Consider the following 16098-nt stretch of genomic DNA (forward strand, 5'->3'; position numbering starts at 1 on the left):
CGAGAGAACCGAGGAGACATGAGCATGTCCGCACCCGCAGCACCCCTGACGATCTCCGGCGCCCAGGTCTGGGACGGCGAGCGCTTCGAGCGCCGCGACCTGCACATCGCCGAGGGCAGGGTGTGCGAGCACCCGCATCCCCGCGCCCAGACGCTCGACGCGGCTGACCTCTGGGTCGTCCCCGGACTCATCGATGCGCACTTCCACGCCTACGCCACGAGCATGGACGGCTTCGAGAACGAGCGGGGCCCGCTCAGCTATGCCGCACTCAACGGCGCGCGCCGGCTCGCGCGGGCGCTGCAGCGGGGCTTCACCACGGTGCGCGACGTCGCGGGCGGCGACATCGGGCTCGCTCAGGCGATCGATGCCGGACTGTTCCCGTCTCCGCGGTACCACTTCACCGGCCCCGCCCTCAGTCAGACCGGCGGGCACGGCGATCCGCGCGCCGCGCACGTGGACGTGTGCTTCTCGCACGGGCACATGTGCGAGGTCGTCGACGGCGTCGACGACCTGCGCGTCGCCGTACGCGAGCGGCTGCGCACCGGCGCGCACGCGATCAAGGTGATGGCCTCTGGCGGGGTGTTCTCGCTGACCGACCCGATCCGGATCCCGCAGTACTCACCCGAAGAGCTGCGCGCCGTTGTCGAGGAGGCGACCCGCCGCGGCAGCTACGTCGCCGCACACGCCTACTCGTCCGAGGCCGTGCAGCACGCCGTGCGCGCCGGCATCCGATCGATCGAGCACGGCAACCTCATCGATGAGGCGACGGCCGAGATGATGGCAGAGGCGGGTGCTTTCCTCGTGCCCACCCTGGCCGCGTACGACGCGATGGACCGCCGCGGCGCCGAGATCGGGCTGAACGCCGTCTCCCTCGCGAAGAACGCCGAGGTGCTGACGAAGGGGCAGGATGCCGTGCGGCTCGCCCACGCCGCCGGCGTGCGGGTCGGCTTCGGCAGCGACCTGATGGGTGACCTCGAAGACGACCAGCTCGCCGGGGTGCGTCTGCAGGTCGAGGCCAGCGGTGCCGCCAGGACACTGCAGTCGATGACCGTCGTAAACGCCGAGCTGATCGGGGATACCGCGCTGGGACACCTGCGACCGGGCGCGTACGGGGACGCCGTGCTGCTGGCATCCGACCCGCTCGCCGACCCCTCGACGCTGTGGCGCGAGGACGCACGCCTCGGCGTCATCCGCTCCGGCGCCCGCATCTGACCACGCAGCCGACGACAGCCACGGTTCAGCGACACCCACGGTTCAGCGACACCCCCATCCAAGGCCGAGACCCCCACGTGCGCCTGCGCACACGTGGGGGTCTCGGCGTAACGCGGGTCTCAGCTGAGAGGCGAGACCAGCCGGTCGGGTCAGCGGGCGAATGAGCCCCACTCGTGCGAGCGACCGGCCTCGCTGCGCTGCTGCGGCACATTCCACGGGTTGTCGTCGCGCAGCGGTGCGGGCAGCAGCTCCTGCGGGGCGCCCTGGTAGGCCACGCCGCGCAGGAAGCGGGTGATCGCGGCGGTGCCGACGCTGGTGGCATCGGTCGTGGTCGCCGGGTACGGGCCGCCGTGCTGCATGGCGGGCGTCACCGAGACGCCGGTAGGCCACCCGCCGAACAGCACGCGTCCGCTCGTCTGTGCGAGTGCGTCGACCAGCGGGGCGAGCGAGCCGTCGGAGAGCTCGTCGGCGCGTGCGTGCAGGGTCGAGGTGAGGTTGCCGGGGAACAGCTCGACGTGCAGCTGCGGTAGCGCATCCCTGTCGCTGTACTGCACGATCACCGACAGCGGTCCGAAGGACTCTTCGAGCAGAGCCTCGCGGTTCGCCATCAGGGTGTCGACGCCGACGGTCACCACGGTCGGGGTGGCGTAGGTCTGCCCGGCGTCATCCGTGCGCACCTCCCCCTTCGAGAGCACGGTCACCCCGTCGGCGCCCAGCACGTCGTCACGACGCTGCGAGAACGCGCGCCCGATGCCCGGGTTCAGCAGCCGGTGCTCGTCGACGGCGCCGGCGGCATCCGTCACCGCACCCAGATCCGACCCCTCCGGCACGAACAGGAACCCGGGCTTGGTGCACAGCTGCCCCGCCGAGCCCGACACCGAGGTGACGAACGCCTCGAGCAGTGCGGAATCGGCGTAGGTCGCATAGACCGGGTTCACGCTGCCCAGCTCGCCGAAGAACGGGATCGGCACGGGCCGGGATGCGGCGATGTCGGCCAGCATGCGGCCGACGTGCGTCGACCCGGTGAACGCCCCGGCGCGGATGCGCTCGTCCTTCAGCAGCGCGACGCCGTTCTCCTGCCCGCTGATCAGCTGGAAGCTCCCCTCGGGCATCCCCGCGCCCTCGAGGGCCGCGGCGACGATCTCGGCGGTGCGCCGCGACAGCTCCGGATGCCCGGAATGCGCCTTCACCACCACGGGGCATCCCGCCGCGAGTCCGGCGGCCGAGTCGCCGCCCGCGACCGAGAACGCGAACGGGAAGTTCGATGCGGCGAAGTTCAGCACCGGGCCGACCGGCTCCAGCATCCGGCGCAGGTCCGGTCGCGGACCGATGACGTAGTCGGGGTCGGCTGCGTCGATGCGCACATCGAGGTAGCCGCCGTCGACGATGGTGTCGGCGAACAGGCGCAGCTGCCAGGCCGTGCGTCGCAGCTCGCCGGCCAGCCGCGTCTCGGTGAGGCCGGTCTCGCGCATCGCGATCTCGATGAGCTCGGGCGCTGCGCTCTCCAGCGCTTCGGCGACCGCGACCAGGGCCGCGCCGCGCTCGCGGGGGCTGGTGCGGGCGAACGGGCGGGCGGCGACGGCCGCGGCTGCGGCGACGGCGTCGATGGGCTTCTCTGTCACTGTTCTCTCCTCGTCTCGATGTCTGTCTGCGGTGTCCGCGCTGCGGTCAGAACACGAACCCCTCGGGGAACGGGTCGTCCGGGTCGAGCAGATACTGCCCGAGTCCGGTCACCCAAGCGCGTCCGGTGATGGTGGGCACCACCGCGGGGCGGTCTCCCACGCGCGTCTCGGCCACCAGCGTGCCGGTGAACTCGGTGCCGATGAACGACTCGTTCACGAACGGCACGTTCAGGTCGAGCTCGCCCCTCGCGTGCAGCTCGGCCATGCGGGCGCTGGTGCCGGTGCCACAGGGCGAGCGGTCGAACCAGCCCGGGTGGATCGCCATCGCATGACGGGATCGCACGGCATCCGAACCGGGGGCGATGAACTCGACGTGGTGCACGTGGTCGGCGCCGCGCAGCACCGGATGCACGGGCGGGGCCTGGGTGTTGATGGCATCCATGATCGCGAGTCCGGCGGCGAGGATGTCGTCCTGCCGGGCGCGGTCGAAAGGTAGCCCCACCTGTTCGAGGTCGACGAGCGCGTAGTAGTTGCCGCCGAACGCGACCGAGTAGCTGATCTCGCCGATGCCCGGCACGTCGATGCGCTCGTCGAGGCGGTCTACGAAGCTCGGCACGTTCTCGATGGTGACGTCGAGGGCCCGGCCGTCCTCCACGCGCACCCGCGCGATGACCAGGCCCGCGGGGACGTCGAGGCGGATCTCGGTGACCGGCTCGGTGACCTCGACCATGCCCGTCTCGACGAGCACCGTCGCCGCCCCGATGGTGCCGTGCCCGCACATCGGCAGGAACCCGGATGCCTCGATGAACACGATGCCCCAGTCGGCGTCGTCCCGCGCCGGCGGCTGCAGCAGCACACCGGACATGGCGGCGTGACCGCGCGGCTCGTTCATGAGGAAGCCGCGCAGCCCGTCGAGATGCTCCATCGCGTACAGGCGGCGATCGTTCATGGTCGCGCCGGGGATGCGTCCCACCCCACCGGTGACGACGCGCGTGGGCATCCCCTCGGTGTGCGAGTCCACGGCCTGGATCGTTCGACGCGCGCGCATCAGATACCTCCTGTGATTGTGGTCTTCGTGTCGGCGAGCGCGGCGAGCTCTCCGATGCGCACCGACGAGAGCACGGGACGGCGATCGAGACTGAAGCCCGTCCCCAGCACGTCCTCCACACTGCGGCCGCAGGTGCGGCCCTGGCAGGCGCCCAGCCCCGCACGCGTGGACAGCCGCATGGCGCGCGACGACGCGGCCGAGTACTCGTCGATGCGCGCCTTGGGCACGCTCTCGCAGCGACAGATGATGGTGTCCTCCTCGAGCCAGCTCGTCCATCCGCGCCCGATGCGGTGCACGTCCAGCCGAGCGGCGAACGCCCGCATCCGTCGCCTGGCGGCCAGCGGTGCCCGCCGGCGGGCATCCGCGTCGGGCACCCCGGCGGCGGCGAGTCCGGCGATCTCGCCCTCGGCGAGCGCGGCATCCGCACCGCCGATCCCGGTGATCTCGCCCGCCGCGTAGACGCCGGCGACGGTCGTGCCCTGATCATCACCGACGCGCACGAATCGGTCGGAGCCGATCTCACAGCCGAACTGGATCGCCGCCTCGAGCCGCGGGGTGAATCCGTGTCCGAGGGCGACCGAGTCGCACTCGACGGTCCGCTCGGTCCCCGCGATCGGATGCCAGTCCGCGTCGATCCGCTGCACGGTGACAGCCTCCACCGCGGCACCCCCATGGATGCGGGTGACCGCGCTGCCGAAGCGGTACGGGGTGCGGTGCCGCGCCAGCGAGAGCAGGTACGAGCCGAGTTCTCCGGCCTTGCCGACGGCGGCGGTGAGCTCCCACGCGCGGGCGCCCCAGCCGCGCAGCATCCGGCCGGTCGAGGTCGCCTCGACGACCTCGGCGACCTGCCCGCCCATCAGTGCCACGCTCTGCGCGACCGGCAGCAGGAACGGACCGGCGCCGGCGACCACGGTGCGCACGCCGGGTGCGAGCCCGTCGCGCTTGGCCAGCGCCTGTGCGGCGCCGGCGGAGGTGACGCCGGGAAGCGTCCACCCCGGCACGGGCAGGACGCGATCGTGCGCGCCGGTGGCGACGATGACCGCATCAGCCTCGATGGTCTCCGCGCGTCGGTCCGCCGCGTCGGCGGGGCCGATCAGCACGTGCGCGCGCAGCGGCGGGCCCGCCTCGACGCGCCACACGCTCGCCGACGACACCACGCGCACCCCGCGGAGCCGGTCGCGCAGATCGGCGAAGCGGCGGCGCTGATGCTGCAGACGCTCGTCGGTGAGCACAGGATGGTGGCGCCAGAACTGCCCGCCGACGCGCTCGCCCTCGTCGACGAGCACCACCTCGGCACCGGCGTCTGCTGCGGCTGCGGCAGCGGCGAGGCCGGCGGGGCCGGCGCCGATGACCATCACCCGGCGCGCCGTATCGCTCATGCGCGGGTCTCCTTCTCGATCACGTCGCCGTCGCAGGCGGTGCGCTGGCATGCGCGCACGCCCTCGACGCCGTTGACGGTGAGCACGCAGTCCTGGCAGACCCCGATGCCGCAGAAGATGCCGCGTTCGCCGCCCTCGGCGGTGCGCCAGGTGCGGTGCCCGTGGGCGAGCAGCACGCCGGCGATGCTCTGGCCGTCGCGTCCTTCGAGCGACTCCCCGTCGAATCGGATCTGTACGGTCATGCCGCGGCTCCCTGCAGGGTGGCGCGCGAGGGCAGGAAGGGCGTCGGGTCCAAGGGCGCCGGGACGCCGAGCACGGCGTGCGCGATGAGCGCCCCGGTCGTGGGCGCCAGGCCGATGCCGGCGCCCTCGTGACCGGCCGCGTGGAACAGTCCCTGCACGCGTGCGTCGGCACCGATTGCGGGCAGGTGGTCGGGTGCGTACGGGCGGAAGCCGAAGTAGGTGCGCAGCAGCATGGTGTCGCGCAGGAAGGGGAACAGCCGGCTCGCCTTCGCGGCGATCTCGGCGAGCGGCGCGAGCAGGCCGTCCTCCGAGAATCCGACGCGCTCGCGGCTCGAGCCGATCAGCACGGTGCCGGCGGGGGTCGACTCGACCACCGTCGAGGTCTGCAGCGCGGCATCCGCCGATCCGACCGCGCCCACGTAGTCGGCGTCGTACACCTTGTGGAAGATGCGCTGCGGCATCGCCGTCGTCACCAGGATCGTGCCGCGGCGCGGCCGGATGTCGAGGGCGGCGCCGAACAGCGTGGCGATCTCACCGGCCCACGGACCCGCGCAGTTCACCACGGCATCCGCATCGATGCGGCCGGTCGAGGTGCGCACACCCCGCACCCGCCCGGCCTCGACGACGGCCCCGGTGACCTCGGTGATCTGCAGTTGCGCCCCGAGGTGACGGGCGCGGGCGAGCATCGCCTGGGTGGCCAGGCTCGGCTGCACCTGGGCGTCGTCGGGGTAGTGCACGCCGACGGCGATCTCGGGGGCGAGGTGCGGCTCGGCGGCGCGCAGCGCCGGTGTGTCGAGCACCTCGGCGCGGATGCCCATCTCGCGCTGCGCCGCAGCGAAGGCCTTCAGCGCCTGGGCGCCCTCGGCGAAGGCGACGACGATCCCGCCCTTCGCCTCGAACTCGGTGGCCGGCTGTCCGGGCACGCGCTCCGCGTCGAGACGGGCCGCGAGCTCGCGCCACGCGCGGTTCGCCTCGACGGCCATGACCGCTTCGGCTCCCGGCTGCTTGTCGGAGACGAGGATGTTGCCCTCGCAGCGACTCGAAGTCTCACCGGCCACCCCGGTGCGGTCGAGCACCGTCACCTCGGCGCCGGCTTCGGTCAGGCTCAGCGCGCAGGCGGCGCCAACCGCGCCGGCTCCGATCACGATGATCCGCATCGATCACACCTCCTCGACCAGCTTAGTGCAATGTCACATGCTCACAATGCTTATCAGCCCCCGAGATAGGCGTCGATCACCCGGGCGTCCGCCGCAAGTTCCGCGGCCGGACCCGACAGGGTGGTCTGCCCGCTCTCGACGACGTACGCGCGGTCGGCGATCTTCAGCGCCGCGCGGGCGTTCTGCTCGACCAGCAGCACCGTGGTGCCCTGGGCGTTCACCGCCTGGATCGTCTCCATGACCTGCTTGACCACCAGCGGGGCGAGTCCCATCGACGGCTCGTCGAGCAGCAGCAGCTTGGGTCCGCCGATGATCGCGCGTCCGATCGCGACCATCTGCTGCTCGCCGCCCGAGAGCGTGCCGCCCTGCTGGCGGCGCCGCTCGGCGAGGCGCGGCATCAGCGCGTACACCTGATCGACGCGCTGGGCGATGAGCTTCGCGTCGCGCACGGTGTATCCGCCCAGCAGCAGGTTCTCGTGCACGGTCATGGTCGAGAAGATGCGTCGACCCTCCGGCACGTGGATGAGCCCCGCCGCGACGATGTCCCAGGGCTTGGCTGTGGCGAGATCCATCTCACCCCAGCGCACGGCGCCCGACTTCGGGCGCACGAGCCCCGAGAGCATGTTCATCGTCGTCGACTTGCCGGCGCCGTTGTTGCCCAGCAGGCAGACGATCTCACCCTCCTGCACCTCGAAGCTCAGACCTCGCAGGGCGTGCACGCGACCGTAGTAGACGTCGGCCGCATCGACTGTCAGCGTGCTCACGACCGGCCCCCCTTGCGGGTGCGACCCGGTCGGGCAGGATCGAGCGATGACAGGTTCACGGTGCCGGTCTGCAGCTTGGTGTCGTCGAGTGCCTCGTCTTCGACGCCGAGGTACGCCTCGATGACCACCGGATCGTGCTTGATCTGCTCGGGCGTGCCCACCGCGATCTCCTTGCCGTAGTTGAGCACCACGATGCGCTCGGCGAGCTCCATGATCAGGCCCATGTCGTGCTCGATCAGCACGACGGCGACGCCGAGGTCGCGGATGCGGCGGATCAGCTGCATCAGCCCCTGCTTCTCGTTGAAGTTCAGTCCGGCGGCCGGTTCGTCCAGCAGCAGCAGCTTCGGCCCGGTGGCGAGGGCGCGAGCGATCTCGACGCGGCGCTGCTCGCCGTAGGGCAGCTGCGTGACGTAGAGGTTCTCGTCGCCGGTGAAGCCGACGAAGTCCAGCCATCCTCGGGCCTGCTCGGCGCACTCCGCCTCGGCACGCCGGTACCCGGGCGTGTGCAGCAGAGTCGCCCAGAACCCCTCGCGCAGGTTGGCGTGCATCGCCGTCTTGATGTTGTCGAGCACGCTGAGCTCGCGGAACAGGCGCAGGTTCTGGAACGTGCGCGCCATGCCCCACTTCGTCACCCGCGACGGCAGCACCCGGTAGAAGCCGAAGCTCTGCAGCAGGTCGACCAGACGCAGGGTGCGGAAGATCCCGGGCGCTTCGCGCACGATGTCGTTGCCGTCGAAGACCACCGACCCCGACGTCGGCAGGTAGAACGCCGAGATGCAGTTGAACGCACTGGTCTTGCCGGCGCCGTTGGGCCCGATCACCGCGAGGATCTCCCCCGCCTCGACCGAGAAGCTCAGCCCGTCGACGGCCTTCACGCCGCCGAACTGCAGGCGCAGGTCCTTGACCTCCAGCAGCGCACTCATCGGCTCTCCTCGCCTTCCACGGTCTCGAGGTCCTCGTTGGCGGCCGGCGGCGGCACCGCCATGAACCCTGCCGTCGCCGGCGGCACCGGCCTGCGCTTCTTCAACCAGGGCAGCACTGCGGTCGCCGGCCACAGCCCGGAGGGGCGGAACAGCATGACCACCACCAGCAGCACACCGAAGATGAGGAAGCGCCATTCCGCGAAGTCGCGCAGCAGCTCGGGGGCGAGCGAGACGAACAGCGCGCCGATGATCACACCGGGCGTCGATCCCATGCCGCCGAGCACGACGGCCATGAGGATGAGCGCCGAGTACAGGAACATGAAGCTGTTCGGGCTGATCGCCGACAGGTGCGTCGCCATGAGCTGCCCGGCGACGCCGGCCCAGACCGCGCCGATGATGTACGCCATGATCTTCGCGATGTAGGTGTTGATGCCCATCGCCTCAGCGGCATCCTCATCGTCGCGCACGGCCTTCCACGCCCTGCCCAGTCGCCCGCGGGCGAGGCGCCCGGCGCCGATCACGCCCACGAGCACGACCACGGCCGCGACGAAGTAGTAGAACACCACGCGCTGCGGGAACTCCAGCCCGAACAGGGTGAAGCCGTCGGCGAAGCTCCAGTCGCCGAAGCGCCAGGTGGGGATGCCGTGGATGCCGGAGGGCCCGCCGGTGATGTCGAGGTTGTTCGCCGTGATGCGGATGATCTCGCCGAAGCCGAGCGTGACGATGGCGAGGTAGTCGCTGCGCAGGCGCAGGGTGGGCGCGCCGATGATGATGCCGGCGATGATGCACGCCAGAACCGTGGCCGGCAGGGCCGCCCACATCGGCCAGCCGAGCACCGTCGTGAAGATGCCGGAGGTGTAGGCGCCGACGGCGAAGAAGGCGATGTAGCCCAGGTCGAGCAGTCCGGCATAGCCGACGACGACGTTGAGCCCCATGCACAGCATGATGTAGATCAGCGCGCTCGTCGCGATCGACATCGTGTACCGCGACGCGTCGAGGAACGGCAGCACGAGCAGCAGCACGATGCTGATCGCACCGAGCGCACGCAGGAAGCCGGTGTTGGACGAGAGGATGCCCGCCGGCGGGGCCGGGCGATCGAACAGCGGGGACGGCGCGCGCAGTGCGGCGCGGTCTCGGAATGCGGAGCGGGACATGTCACATCCTCTCGACGACGCGGGCGCCGAGCAGCCCGGTGGGTTTGAAGGTGAGGAACAGGATGAGGAAGGCGAACGAGAAGACGTCTCGCCATTCGCCGCCGAACCACGCCGAGCCGAACGACTCGAGCAGCCCGAGCAGCAGTCCGCCGAGCATGGCGCCGTAGAGATTGCCGATGCCGCCGATGACGGCCGCGGTGAACGCCTTGAGTCCGATGATGAATCCCATCAGGAAGTCGATCGAGCCGTAGTAGGCGCCGGCCATCACGCCGGCCGCTCCCGCGAGCGCCGAGCCGATGAAGAACACCGTGGCGATCACGCGGTTGACGTTGACGCCCATCAGCTGCGCGCCCTGCGGGTCGAGGGCGATGGCGCGCATGGCCCGCCCCTGGCGCGTGCGCTCGACGATGTGCGCGAGCACGAGCATCAGGGCGGCCGCGATCACGACGAGCACGATCTGCGCGGCGGTGATGCGCATGCCGGCGAAGTCGAAGCCCGACGACTCCAGCCGCACCGGGAAGGCCTCGGGGTTGGGGCCGAAGATCTGGCGCACGGCGTACTCGAGGGTGAACGAGACGCCGATGGCCGTGATCAGCACGGCCAGGCGCGGGCTCTTGCGCAGCGGACGGTAGGCGATGCGCTCGATGCCGACGCCGATGAGACCGGTGGTCACCATCGACAGCAGCATGATGACCAGCAGCAGCGGGATGGACGACTCGTTCGAGATCCCGAATGCCGACATGGTCGCGAAGCCGGCGAATGCGCCGAGCATGTAGATATCGCCGTGCGCGAAGTTCAGCAGCTTGATGATCCCGTAGACCATGCTGTAGCCGAGCGCGACGAGGGCGTAGAACGAGCCGACGATGAGGCCGTTCCAGATGAGTTGCATCACTGCGGATGTCCTTGCTCGTCAGGGGCGGAAGGAAGCGTCCCGGTCGGATGCCGGGTGGGAGCGGGTCGGTGCCGCCGAGCGGGGCGGCTCGCACCGCCCCGCTCTGCCGATCTCATCCCTGGAGGTCGTCCTCGAGCACGAAGCTGCCGCTCGCGGGATCGATGCCCACGATCACGAAGCCGCCGCCCGAGAGGGTGTGATCCTTGGTGAACGTCAACGGGCCCGCGAAGGTCTTGAAGTCCTTCAGCCCCTCGAGCGCCGCGACGACCTTGTCGAAGTCGGTGCTGTCGGCTTCGTCGATCGCCTCGGCGACCACGCGCACGGCATCGTACGACTGGGTGGAGTACGGGCCGGGCTTGCCGCCGGCGAGCTTCTCGTAGTCTGCGATCCACTTGTCGGCGCCCTGGATCATGTCGGGCGTCTGCGTGAACGTTCCCACGACCTTGTCGGTGTAGCCCTTGCCGGCGATCTCGGCGAACTTCGCGTCGACCGAGCCGTCGCCCACCAGGAACGCGCCCTCATAGCCGGCGTCGGTGGCCTGGCGGACGATCAGGCCGCCCTCCTGGTAGTACCCGGTCCAGTAGACGAGGTCGGGCTTCGCCGAGGCGAGCTGAGTGGCCACGGCCGAGTAGTCGTTCTCGCCCGGGGTGACGGTCGCCTCGAACGAGACGGTGAGGCCGGCATCCTTCGCCTGCTGCACGAACGAACTGGCGAGGTCGGTGGAGTACGCCGTTGCATCGTCGATCGCCGCGACGGTCTTCGCGCCGATCTTCTCGGCGTACGTCACCGCGGCCTTGGCCTGCTGGGTGCCGGTGCCGTTGATGAGGAATACGCCGGGCAGCTGCTGCTTGACGAGCTCGTTCGAGTTGGCTGCCGGGATGACCATGGGGATGCCGGCCTCGTCGAAGATCGGCAGCGTGGGAAGGGTGGCTCCCGAGCAGTAGCCGCCGACCGAGGCGACCACGCCGTTGGTGACGAGCTTGTTCGCGGCCGCGACCGAGGCAGTGGCGTCGCAGGCGTCGTCCTCCACCACCAGTTCGAGCTTCCGGTCGTCGATGCCGCCGTCGGCGTTGATCTCGTCGATCGCGAGCTGCGCGCCGTTCTTCATGTAATCCCCGAAAGCGGATTCGCTGCCCGAGAACGGCGCCAGCATCCCGAGCTTGATGGGCCCGTCGGAGTCACCGCCCCCGTCGTCGCCGGCGCCGAGGCCGCCCGAGCAGCCGGCGGTGATGATGATCGCGCCTAGGGCGGCGACGAGGGACAGCGTGCGTCGCAGACGCGGATTGCGGGTGTTCATGTGATGGTCCTCCTGGATGCCTCATTGCATGTGCCATCGGATAGTACGTGACACATTACTGCTGAGGTGGCCAGAAGGGAATCTCCGAGATCAATCTGTGACCGGCGACGCGTGGAACAGTCGATCAGCGCTCGTCGCGTCCGCTCCACACGCCTCCGACGTGACCGATATGCCGGCGCATGAGCGCCTCCGCTCCCTCGCCGTCGCCGGCGACCAGCAGATCGACCAGCTGCGCATGTTCGAGGGCGGTGGGCACGAGCGCGTCGGTCTCCACCAGATGCGCCAGCCCCACCAGGCGCGTCTGCTGACGAAGTTCTCGCACCACGTCGAGCAGTGTGCGGTTGCCCGCCTGCGCGAGGACTCGCAGGTGGAATGCGGTGTCCGCGGCCAGGAACTCCGCGAACAGCCCCGCTCGGCCCGCCTCGACGATGCGGTCGGCCAGCGCACGCAGCTCAGCGACCACGTCGTCGTCGAGTGTGCCTGCGATGCGACGCATGGGCGGCGCCTCGAGCAGCATCCGCACCTCGCACAGCTCGTTGAGCTCATCCTGAGAGACCTCGGTCACCGCGAATCCGCGGTTGCGGATGGGATTGAGGAAACCGCGGCGCGTGAGATTGAGCATCGCCTCGCGAACCGGAGTGGCGCTGACCCCGAAGTCAGTCGCCAGACGTGGCACGGTCAGCACATGTCCCGGCGGGATCTCCCCGGCGACGATGCGCGCCGACAGCTGGTTCTCGATCTGTTCGCGCAGGCTCTCGGTGGGAGCGAGGGGGGCGGCGAAGTCGCTCAGCGCATCCTGCAGCATCATGGCGACACACTACCCGCACCCGAATCGGCTGCGACGGCGCTTCTGCCCGGCCGTCCCCGAGTCGCCGGATGACCGTTCGCAATAGGATCGATCTGAGAGCGGATGCCGGAACGGAGACGCGCGATGGGATACCTCACCTCCCCTGCCCTGAGCGAGACCGGCTACGTCGTGCTCGACCGCCACGATCAGTCGGCCGATCCCGTCGAGTGGCGCGACCTCGAGTACGTCGGGTGGCGCTCGTCGGGCATCACCCGCTTCGCGCCGCTCGCGAGCCACGCCGGCGATGTCGAGTGCAACGGCTTCTGGAACCACACTCCCCCGCGCACCGACAAGGACGGCGTGTGGATCCCCTCCCAGGTCGCGAAGGCGCCGACGCTGCAGGCGCGGGCGCTCGAGCCCGGCGCCAACGTGGGTCGCTGCCGCGTCATCGAGCTGCAGCCGAACACGTATGCCGATGCCATCTACAACCTGCACCAGGATGACAACAACCGGCTCAACACCGAGGGCACCGGGTGGGTCGTGCGTGCGTGGCTCAACCTCACCGACGATCCCGATTCGCTGCTGATCCTGCGCTCGGACCGTTTCGACCCCTCGACCGAGATCCGCCTCCCGCTGCACGCCGGCTCCCGCATCGTCGTCGACACGCAGCGCTTCTGGCACGCCGTGTGGCATCAGGGCCCCGAGCCACGCTACTCGCTGATCTGCTCGTGGACGTCGGGTCCCGAGCTCGACGCGTACCTGACCGCGGGCAACGCTGACCCGCATCCGGCATCCGTCCCGCTTCCGGCATCCGTCGTCGCCGAGGCGCAGGCGGAGATGCACCGGCGCATCGAAGAGCGCCGTCAGGCGTTCGAGGCGCACGGGATCGTGATGGAGCCGACCGAGTCGCTGTACAACTGACCGTGCACGTCGGGCGCACAGACGCCGGAGACCGGATCAGGCGGTGAGCCGAAGCTGAACCGTGCACTCCTCCGGCCGCCGCGCGACCTGCACGCATTCCGCTGCGACCGGTCCGCCGGCCTGCGTCAGCACCCCCTGCATGAGCCCGAGGTGCACCTGGCACAGCATCGGACGGTGCTCGGGAGAGCTCGCGGCATGCGGGCACGGCGTGAGGTCGACCGTCATGCGACCCTCGTCGACGATCGGCTCGAAGCCGCTCTCCTCGAGATGCTCGACCAGCGCGTCCAGCTGGTAGGTCGCCTCGCGGCCCAGCTCGGAGTCCGGCTCCGACAGGATGCGTCGCATCAGGTCGCCGCGGCGGGCGGCCTCCGCGACCTTGTCGCGCGCGATCGGGCTCGACGCCTCGGGGGCCCCGGTCGCCGCGCTGTACAGGGTGCGCGGGCGCCCGCGCGTGGTGCGGTGCTCGGCAGCCTGGATGACGTAGCCGCCCTCGATCAGCCGCTGCAGGTGCTCGCGCACGGTGTTCGCGTGCAGACCGGTCGCCTCGCACAGCTCGCCGATCGTCCGCTCGGCTCGCGTCTGCACGAGATGCAGGATGCGCACGCGCGAGTAGCTGGAGATGGGCCCGTACGAGACCGCAGTGGTGGTCATGCTCCCATGCTCCCAGAGCCGGCACGCGGGCGGGTGATCGAGGGCCGTGAATAATCCCGAACCACCCGCAGACGGGTGGCGCGGATAGTGTGGAGGCCATGATCCCCGCCGCCGTGCTCACCGTCTCCGACCGCTCCGCGGCCGGGGTGCGAGCCGACTCCGCTGGTCCGGTCGCCGTGCGCGCGCTGCGCGACGCGGGGTTCGCCTGCGCGGACGCGACCGTGATCCCCGACGGGGCGGATGCCGTCGAGCATGCCCTGCGAGAGCTTCTCGATGCGGGCATCCGGCTCATCATCACCAGCGGCGGCACGGGCGTCGGCCCGCGCGACGAGACGCCGGAGGGCACCACCCGCGTGATCGACAGGCACCTGCCGGGGATCGCCGAGGAGCTGCGCCGCGCCGGCCTCGCGGCCACCCCCGCATCGATGCTGACCCGCGGCCTCGCCGGGGTCGTCGGCGACGCACTGATCGTCAACCTGCCCGGCTCGCCGAAGGCCGTCGCCGAGGGCATGCCCGTCGTGCTCTCGGTCGCCGGGCACGTGCTCAGCCAACTCCACGGAGAGGACCACTGATGACCGTCCGCCTCGCGCGCATCTCAGATCAGCCGCTGTCACTCGACGAGCACATCACCGCCGTCGACAGCACCACAGCCGGTGCCGTCACGACCTTCGTGGGCCGGGTGCGCGATCACGATCCGGATGCCGCGGACGCCGTCGTCGCGCTGGAGTACACCTCCCACCCGGATGCCGAGCCGACGCTGCACCGCATCGCCGAGGTCGCCGCTGAGGGGACGGATGCCATCGTCGCCGTCAGCCATCGGGTCGGGCGACTCGATGTGGGCGAGGCGGCCGTCGTCATCGCGGTGGCGTCATCGCACCGCGATAAGGCGTTCACCGTGTGCCGCGAGGTGATCGAGGCGATCAAGCGCGAGCTGCCGGTGTGGAAGCGACAGGTCGAGGCCGACGGCACGACCGCGTGGAAGGGCATCGGCGGCTGACCGCGGACGCGGCCTGACCCGTCGGCACACCTGCCGGCTCGCCCTCGACTCACCCGGGCACACCCCCGGCCTCGCCCGCCGGCTCACCCGCCGGCGAAGGGCGGAAGCACGTCGATGGTTCGCGCCTCGGCGAGCGCGAAATCATCGTCGACGCGGGTGCCGTCGACGAGCACCGCGCAGCGCGACAGGATGCCGGTGAGCGCCGGATGCTCGGCGAGCAGCCGCTGCTTGAGCACGCCCAGGGTCGGGGCATCCGTCGTCAGCGAATCCTGACCGACCGCCTCCTGCGCCGCGGCGAAGAAGCGCACCGTGGCGCTCTGCGTCGTCGTCATCTCAGGACTCCTTCCAGTCGCCGGCCAGCTCGACCACCGCGGCGACGGTCTCCCGCACCTGCTCCGGCGNNCGCGCGACGCCGTTGGCGACGTCGCGCGCGAGGTCGAGGATGAGACCGATCGGCACGTCGTCGGGGGCCAGGCCGAATCGCTCGCGCAGGGCGAGCGCCCACTCGTCGAGCGCCTCCGGCGGCAGGGTGCGGGATGTTTCGCTCACGTGCTCCTCCTCGAATGCGGCGCGCGTGCGCGCCAGGTCCGCCGGGGTGTCGATGTCGGCGGTGATCCCATCTTCGTCTGCCAGCCACGTTATATCGAGGCCGCCGAGCAGGGCGCGGCACGACGAGTCGGCGAGCTCGCCGGTCGCCGCGCGGATCGAGGCGCGCAGGGCGTGAGTGCGGTACACGCCGGCCAGCCATTGCGGATGCCCGTCGGCGGTGAGCACGACCGCATCGGCATGGGGCGGGGCCGAGCTCGCCGCGCTCGTCAGACGCGTCACGACCCGGTCGGCGTGCGGCAAGTCGCCGGCGAGCACGAGCATCCATTCCGCGCCGCCGCCGTCGCCGCTGCCGCCGTCGCCGCCGTCGCCGGCGTCGCTGCCGCCGTCGCCTGCTCGATGCTCGAGGGCGGCCACCGCCGCGGCGATGGCCGCGGCGATGGCCGCGGCCGGGCCCGAGAACGGCGGATCCTCGCGCACCCAGCGCAGCCGCGGGTCAGGATCNN

General features: G+C 70.7%; 17 protein-coding genes and 1 pseudogene. 4 read left to right on the plus strand and 14 right to left on the minus strand.

Features of this window, described 5'->3' with window-relative positions; all coding sequences use genetic code 11:
• The first annotated feature begins 24 nt into the window (after window positions 1-24).
• Window positions 25-1212: an amidohydrolase family protein gene (locus tag BFN01_RS03655; protein ID WP_083428633.1), complete on the plus strand. Its 1188-nt coding sequence runs from the start codon at window positions 25-27 to the stop codon at window positions 1210-1212.
• Window positions 1213-1361: 149 nt separating this feature from the next.
• On the opposite strand, the gene BFN01_RS03660 is transcribed toward BFN01_RS03655, so the two are convergent.
• From BFN01_RS03660 to BFN01_RS03710, 11 genes are all read right to left on the minus strand, one after another.
• The gene (locus BFN01_RS03660) at window positions 1362-2834 is read right to left on the minus strand and encodes an aldehyde dehydrogenase (NADP(+)) (RefSeq protein ID WP_071641683.1); all 1473 of its coding nucleotides are present in this window, start codon (window positions 2832-2834) and stop codon (window positions 1362-1364) included.
• Window positions 2835-2880: 46 nt separating this feature from the next.
• On the minus strand, window positions 2881-3882 hold the full coding sequence (locus tag BFN01_RS03665; RefSeq protein WP_071641685.1) for a proline racemase family protein: 1002 nt from the start codon (window positions 3880-3882) through the stop codon (window positions 2881-2883).
• Window positions 3882-5261 carry an FAD-dependent oxidoreductase gene (locus tag BFN01_RS03670; RefSeq protein WP_071641687.1) on the minus strand — a complete coding sequence of 460 codons (1380 nt, stop codon included), beginning with the start codon at window positions 5259-5261 and terminating at the stop codon, window positions 3882-3884. Before BFN01_RS03670 ends, BFN01_RS03665 begins: the two co-directional genes overlap by 1 nt.
• Entirely contained in the window at window positions 5258-5503 is a 246-nt protein-coding gene (locus tag BFN01_RS03675; RefSeq protein WP_071641689.1) for a (2Fe-2S)-binding protein, read from the minus strand. The genes BFN01_RS03670 and BFN01_RS03675 overlap by 4 nt, the downstream gene beginning before the upstream one ends.
• The gene (locus BFN01_RS03680) at window positions 5500-6660 is read right to left on the minus strand and encodes an FAD-binding oxidoreductase (protein WP_071641691.1); all 1161 of its coding nucleotides are present in this window, start codon (window positions 6658-6660) and stop codon (window positions 5500-5502) included. Before BFN01_RS03680 ends, BFN01_RS03675 begins: the two co-directional genes overlap by 4 nt.
• Before the next feature lie 53 nt (window positions 6661-6713).
• Entirely contained in the window at window positions 6714-7424 is a 711-nt protein-coding gene (locus BFN01_RS03685; RefSeq protein ID WP_071641693.1) for an ABC transporter ATP-binding protein, read from the minus strand.
• Window positions 7421-8347, minus strand: a complete 927-nt coding sequence (locus BFN01_RS03690) for an ABC transporter ATP-binding protein (protein ID WP_071641695.1) — start codon at window positions 8345-8347, stop codon at window positions 7421-7423. The genes BFN01_RS03685 and BFN01_RS03690 overlap by 4 nt, the downstream gene beginning before the upstream one ends.
• Window positions 8344-9501: a branched-chain amino acid ABC transporter permease gene (locus BFN01_RS03695; protein ID WP_071641697.1), complete on the minus strand. Its 1158-nt coding sequence runs from the start codon at window positions 9499-9501 to the stop codon at window positions 8344-8346. The genes BFN01_RS03690 and BFN01_RS03695 overlap by 4 nt, the downstream gene beginning before the upstream one ends.
• 1 nt (window position 9502) lies before the next feature.
• Window positions 9503-10390 carry a branched-chain amino acid ABC transporter permease gene (locus tag BFN01_RS03700; RefSeq protein WP_177243798.1) on the minus strand — a complete coding sequence of 296 codons (888 nt, stop codon included), beginning with the start codon at window positions 10388-10390 and terminating at the stop codon, window positions 9503-9505.
• A 115-nt stretch (window positions 10391-10505) separates the two neighbouring features.
• Complete coding sequence (locus tag BFN01_RS03705) at window positions 10506-11690, minus strand: branched-chain amino acid ABC transporter substrate-binding protein (protein WP_071641701.1); 1185 nt, start codon at window positions 11688-11690, stop codon at window positions 10506-10508.
• Window positions 11691-11814: 124 nt separating this feature from the next.
• On the minus strand, window positions 11815-12498 hold the full coding sequence (locus BFN01_RS03710) for a GntR family transcriptional regulator (protein WP_256221019.1): 684 nt from the start codon (window positions 12496-12498) through the stop codon (window positions 11815-11817).
• A gap of 123 nt (window positions 12499-12621) precedes the next feature.
• Between BFN01_RS03710 and BFN01_RS03715 the strand changes: the two genes are divergently transcribed.
• Complete coding sequence (locus BFN01_RS03715) at window positions 12622-13398, plus strand: hypothetical protein (protein WP_071641703.1); 777 nt, start codon at window positions 12622-12624, stop codon at window positions 13396-13398.
• Window positions 13399-13434: 36 nt separating this feature from the next.
• Here BFN01_RS03715 and BFN01_RS03720 read toward each other — a convergent pair whose 3' ends face one another.
• Window positions 13435-14049, minus strand: a complete 615-nt coding sequence (locus tag BFN01_RS03720; protein ID WP_071641705.1) for a metalloregulator ArsR/SmtB family transcription factor — start codon at window positions 14047-14049, stop codon at window positions 13435-13437.
• 98 nt (window positions 14050-14147) lie between these two features.
• On the opposite strand from BFN01_RS03720, the gene BFN01_RS03725 reads away from it, so the two are divergent.
• Entirely contained in the window at window positions 14148-14621 is a 474-nt protein-coding gene (locus BFN01_RS03725; RefSeq protein WP_071641707.1) for a molybdenum cofactor biosynthesis protein B, read from the plus strand.
• Entirely contained in the window at window positions 14618-15046 is a 429-nt protein-coding gene (locus BFN01_RS03730; RefSeq protein ID WP_143187140.1) for a molybdenum cofactor biosynthesis protein MoaE, read from the plus strand. The genes BFN01_RS03725 and BFN01_RS03730 overlap by 4 nt, the downstream gene beginning before the upstream one ends.
• A gap of 83 nt (window positions 15047-15129) precedes the next feature.
• On the opposite strand, the gene BFN01_RS03735 is transcribed toward BFN01_RS03730, so the two are convergent.
• Together BFN01_RS03735 and BFN01_RS03740 are read right to left on the minus strand one after the other, a co-directional pair.
• Complete coding sequence (locus BFN01_RS03735; RefSeq protein WP_071641711.1) at window positions 15130-15378, minus strand: MoaD/ThiS family protein; 249 nt, start codon at window positions 15376-15378, stop codon at window positions 15130-15132.
• A 71-nt stretch (window positions 15379-15449) separates the two neighbouring features.
• Window positions 15450-16096, minus strand: a pseudogene (locus BFN01_RS03740) (NTP transferase domain-containing protein); the annotation flags it as partial.
• Window positions 16097-16098: the final 2 nt, after the last annotated feature.

This window comes from Microbacterium sp. AR7-10, assembly GCF_001878835.1.
GTDB lineage: Bacteria > Actinomycetota > Actinomycetes > Actinomycetales > Microbacteriaceae > Microbacterium > Microbacterium commune.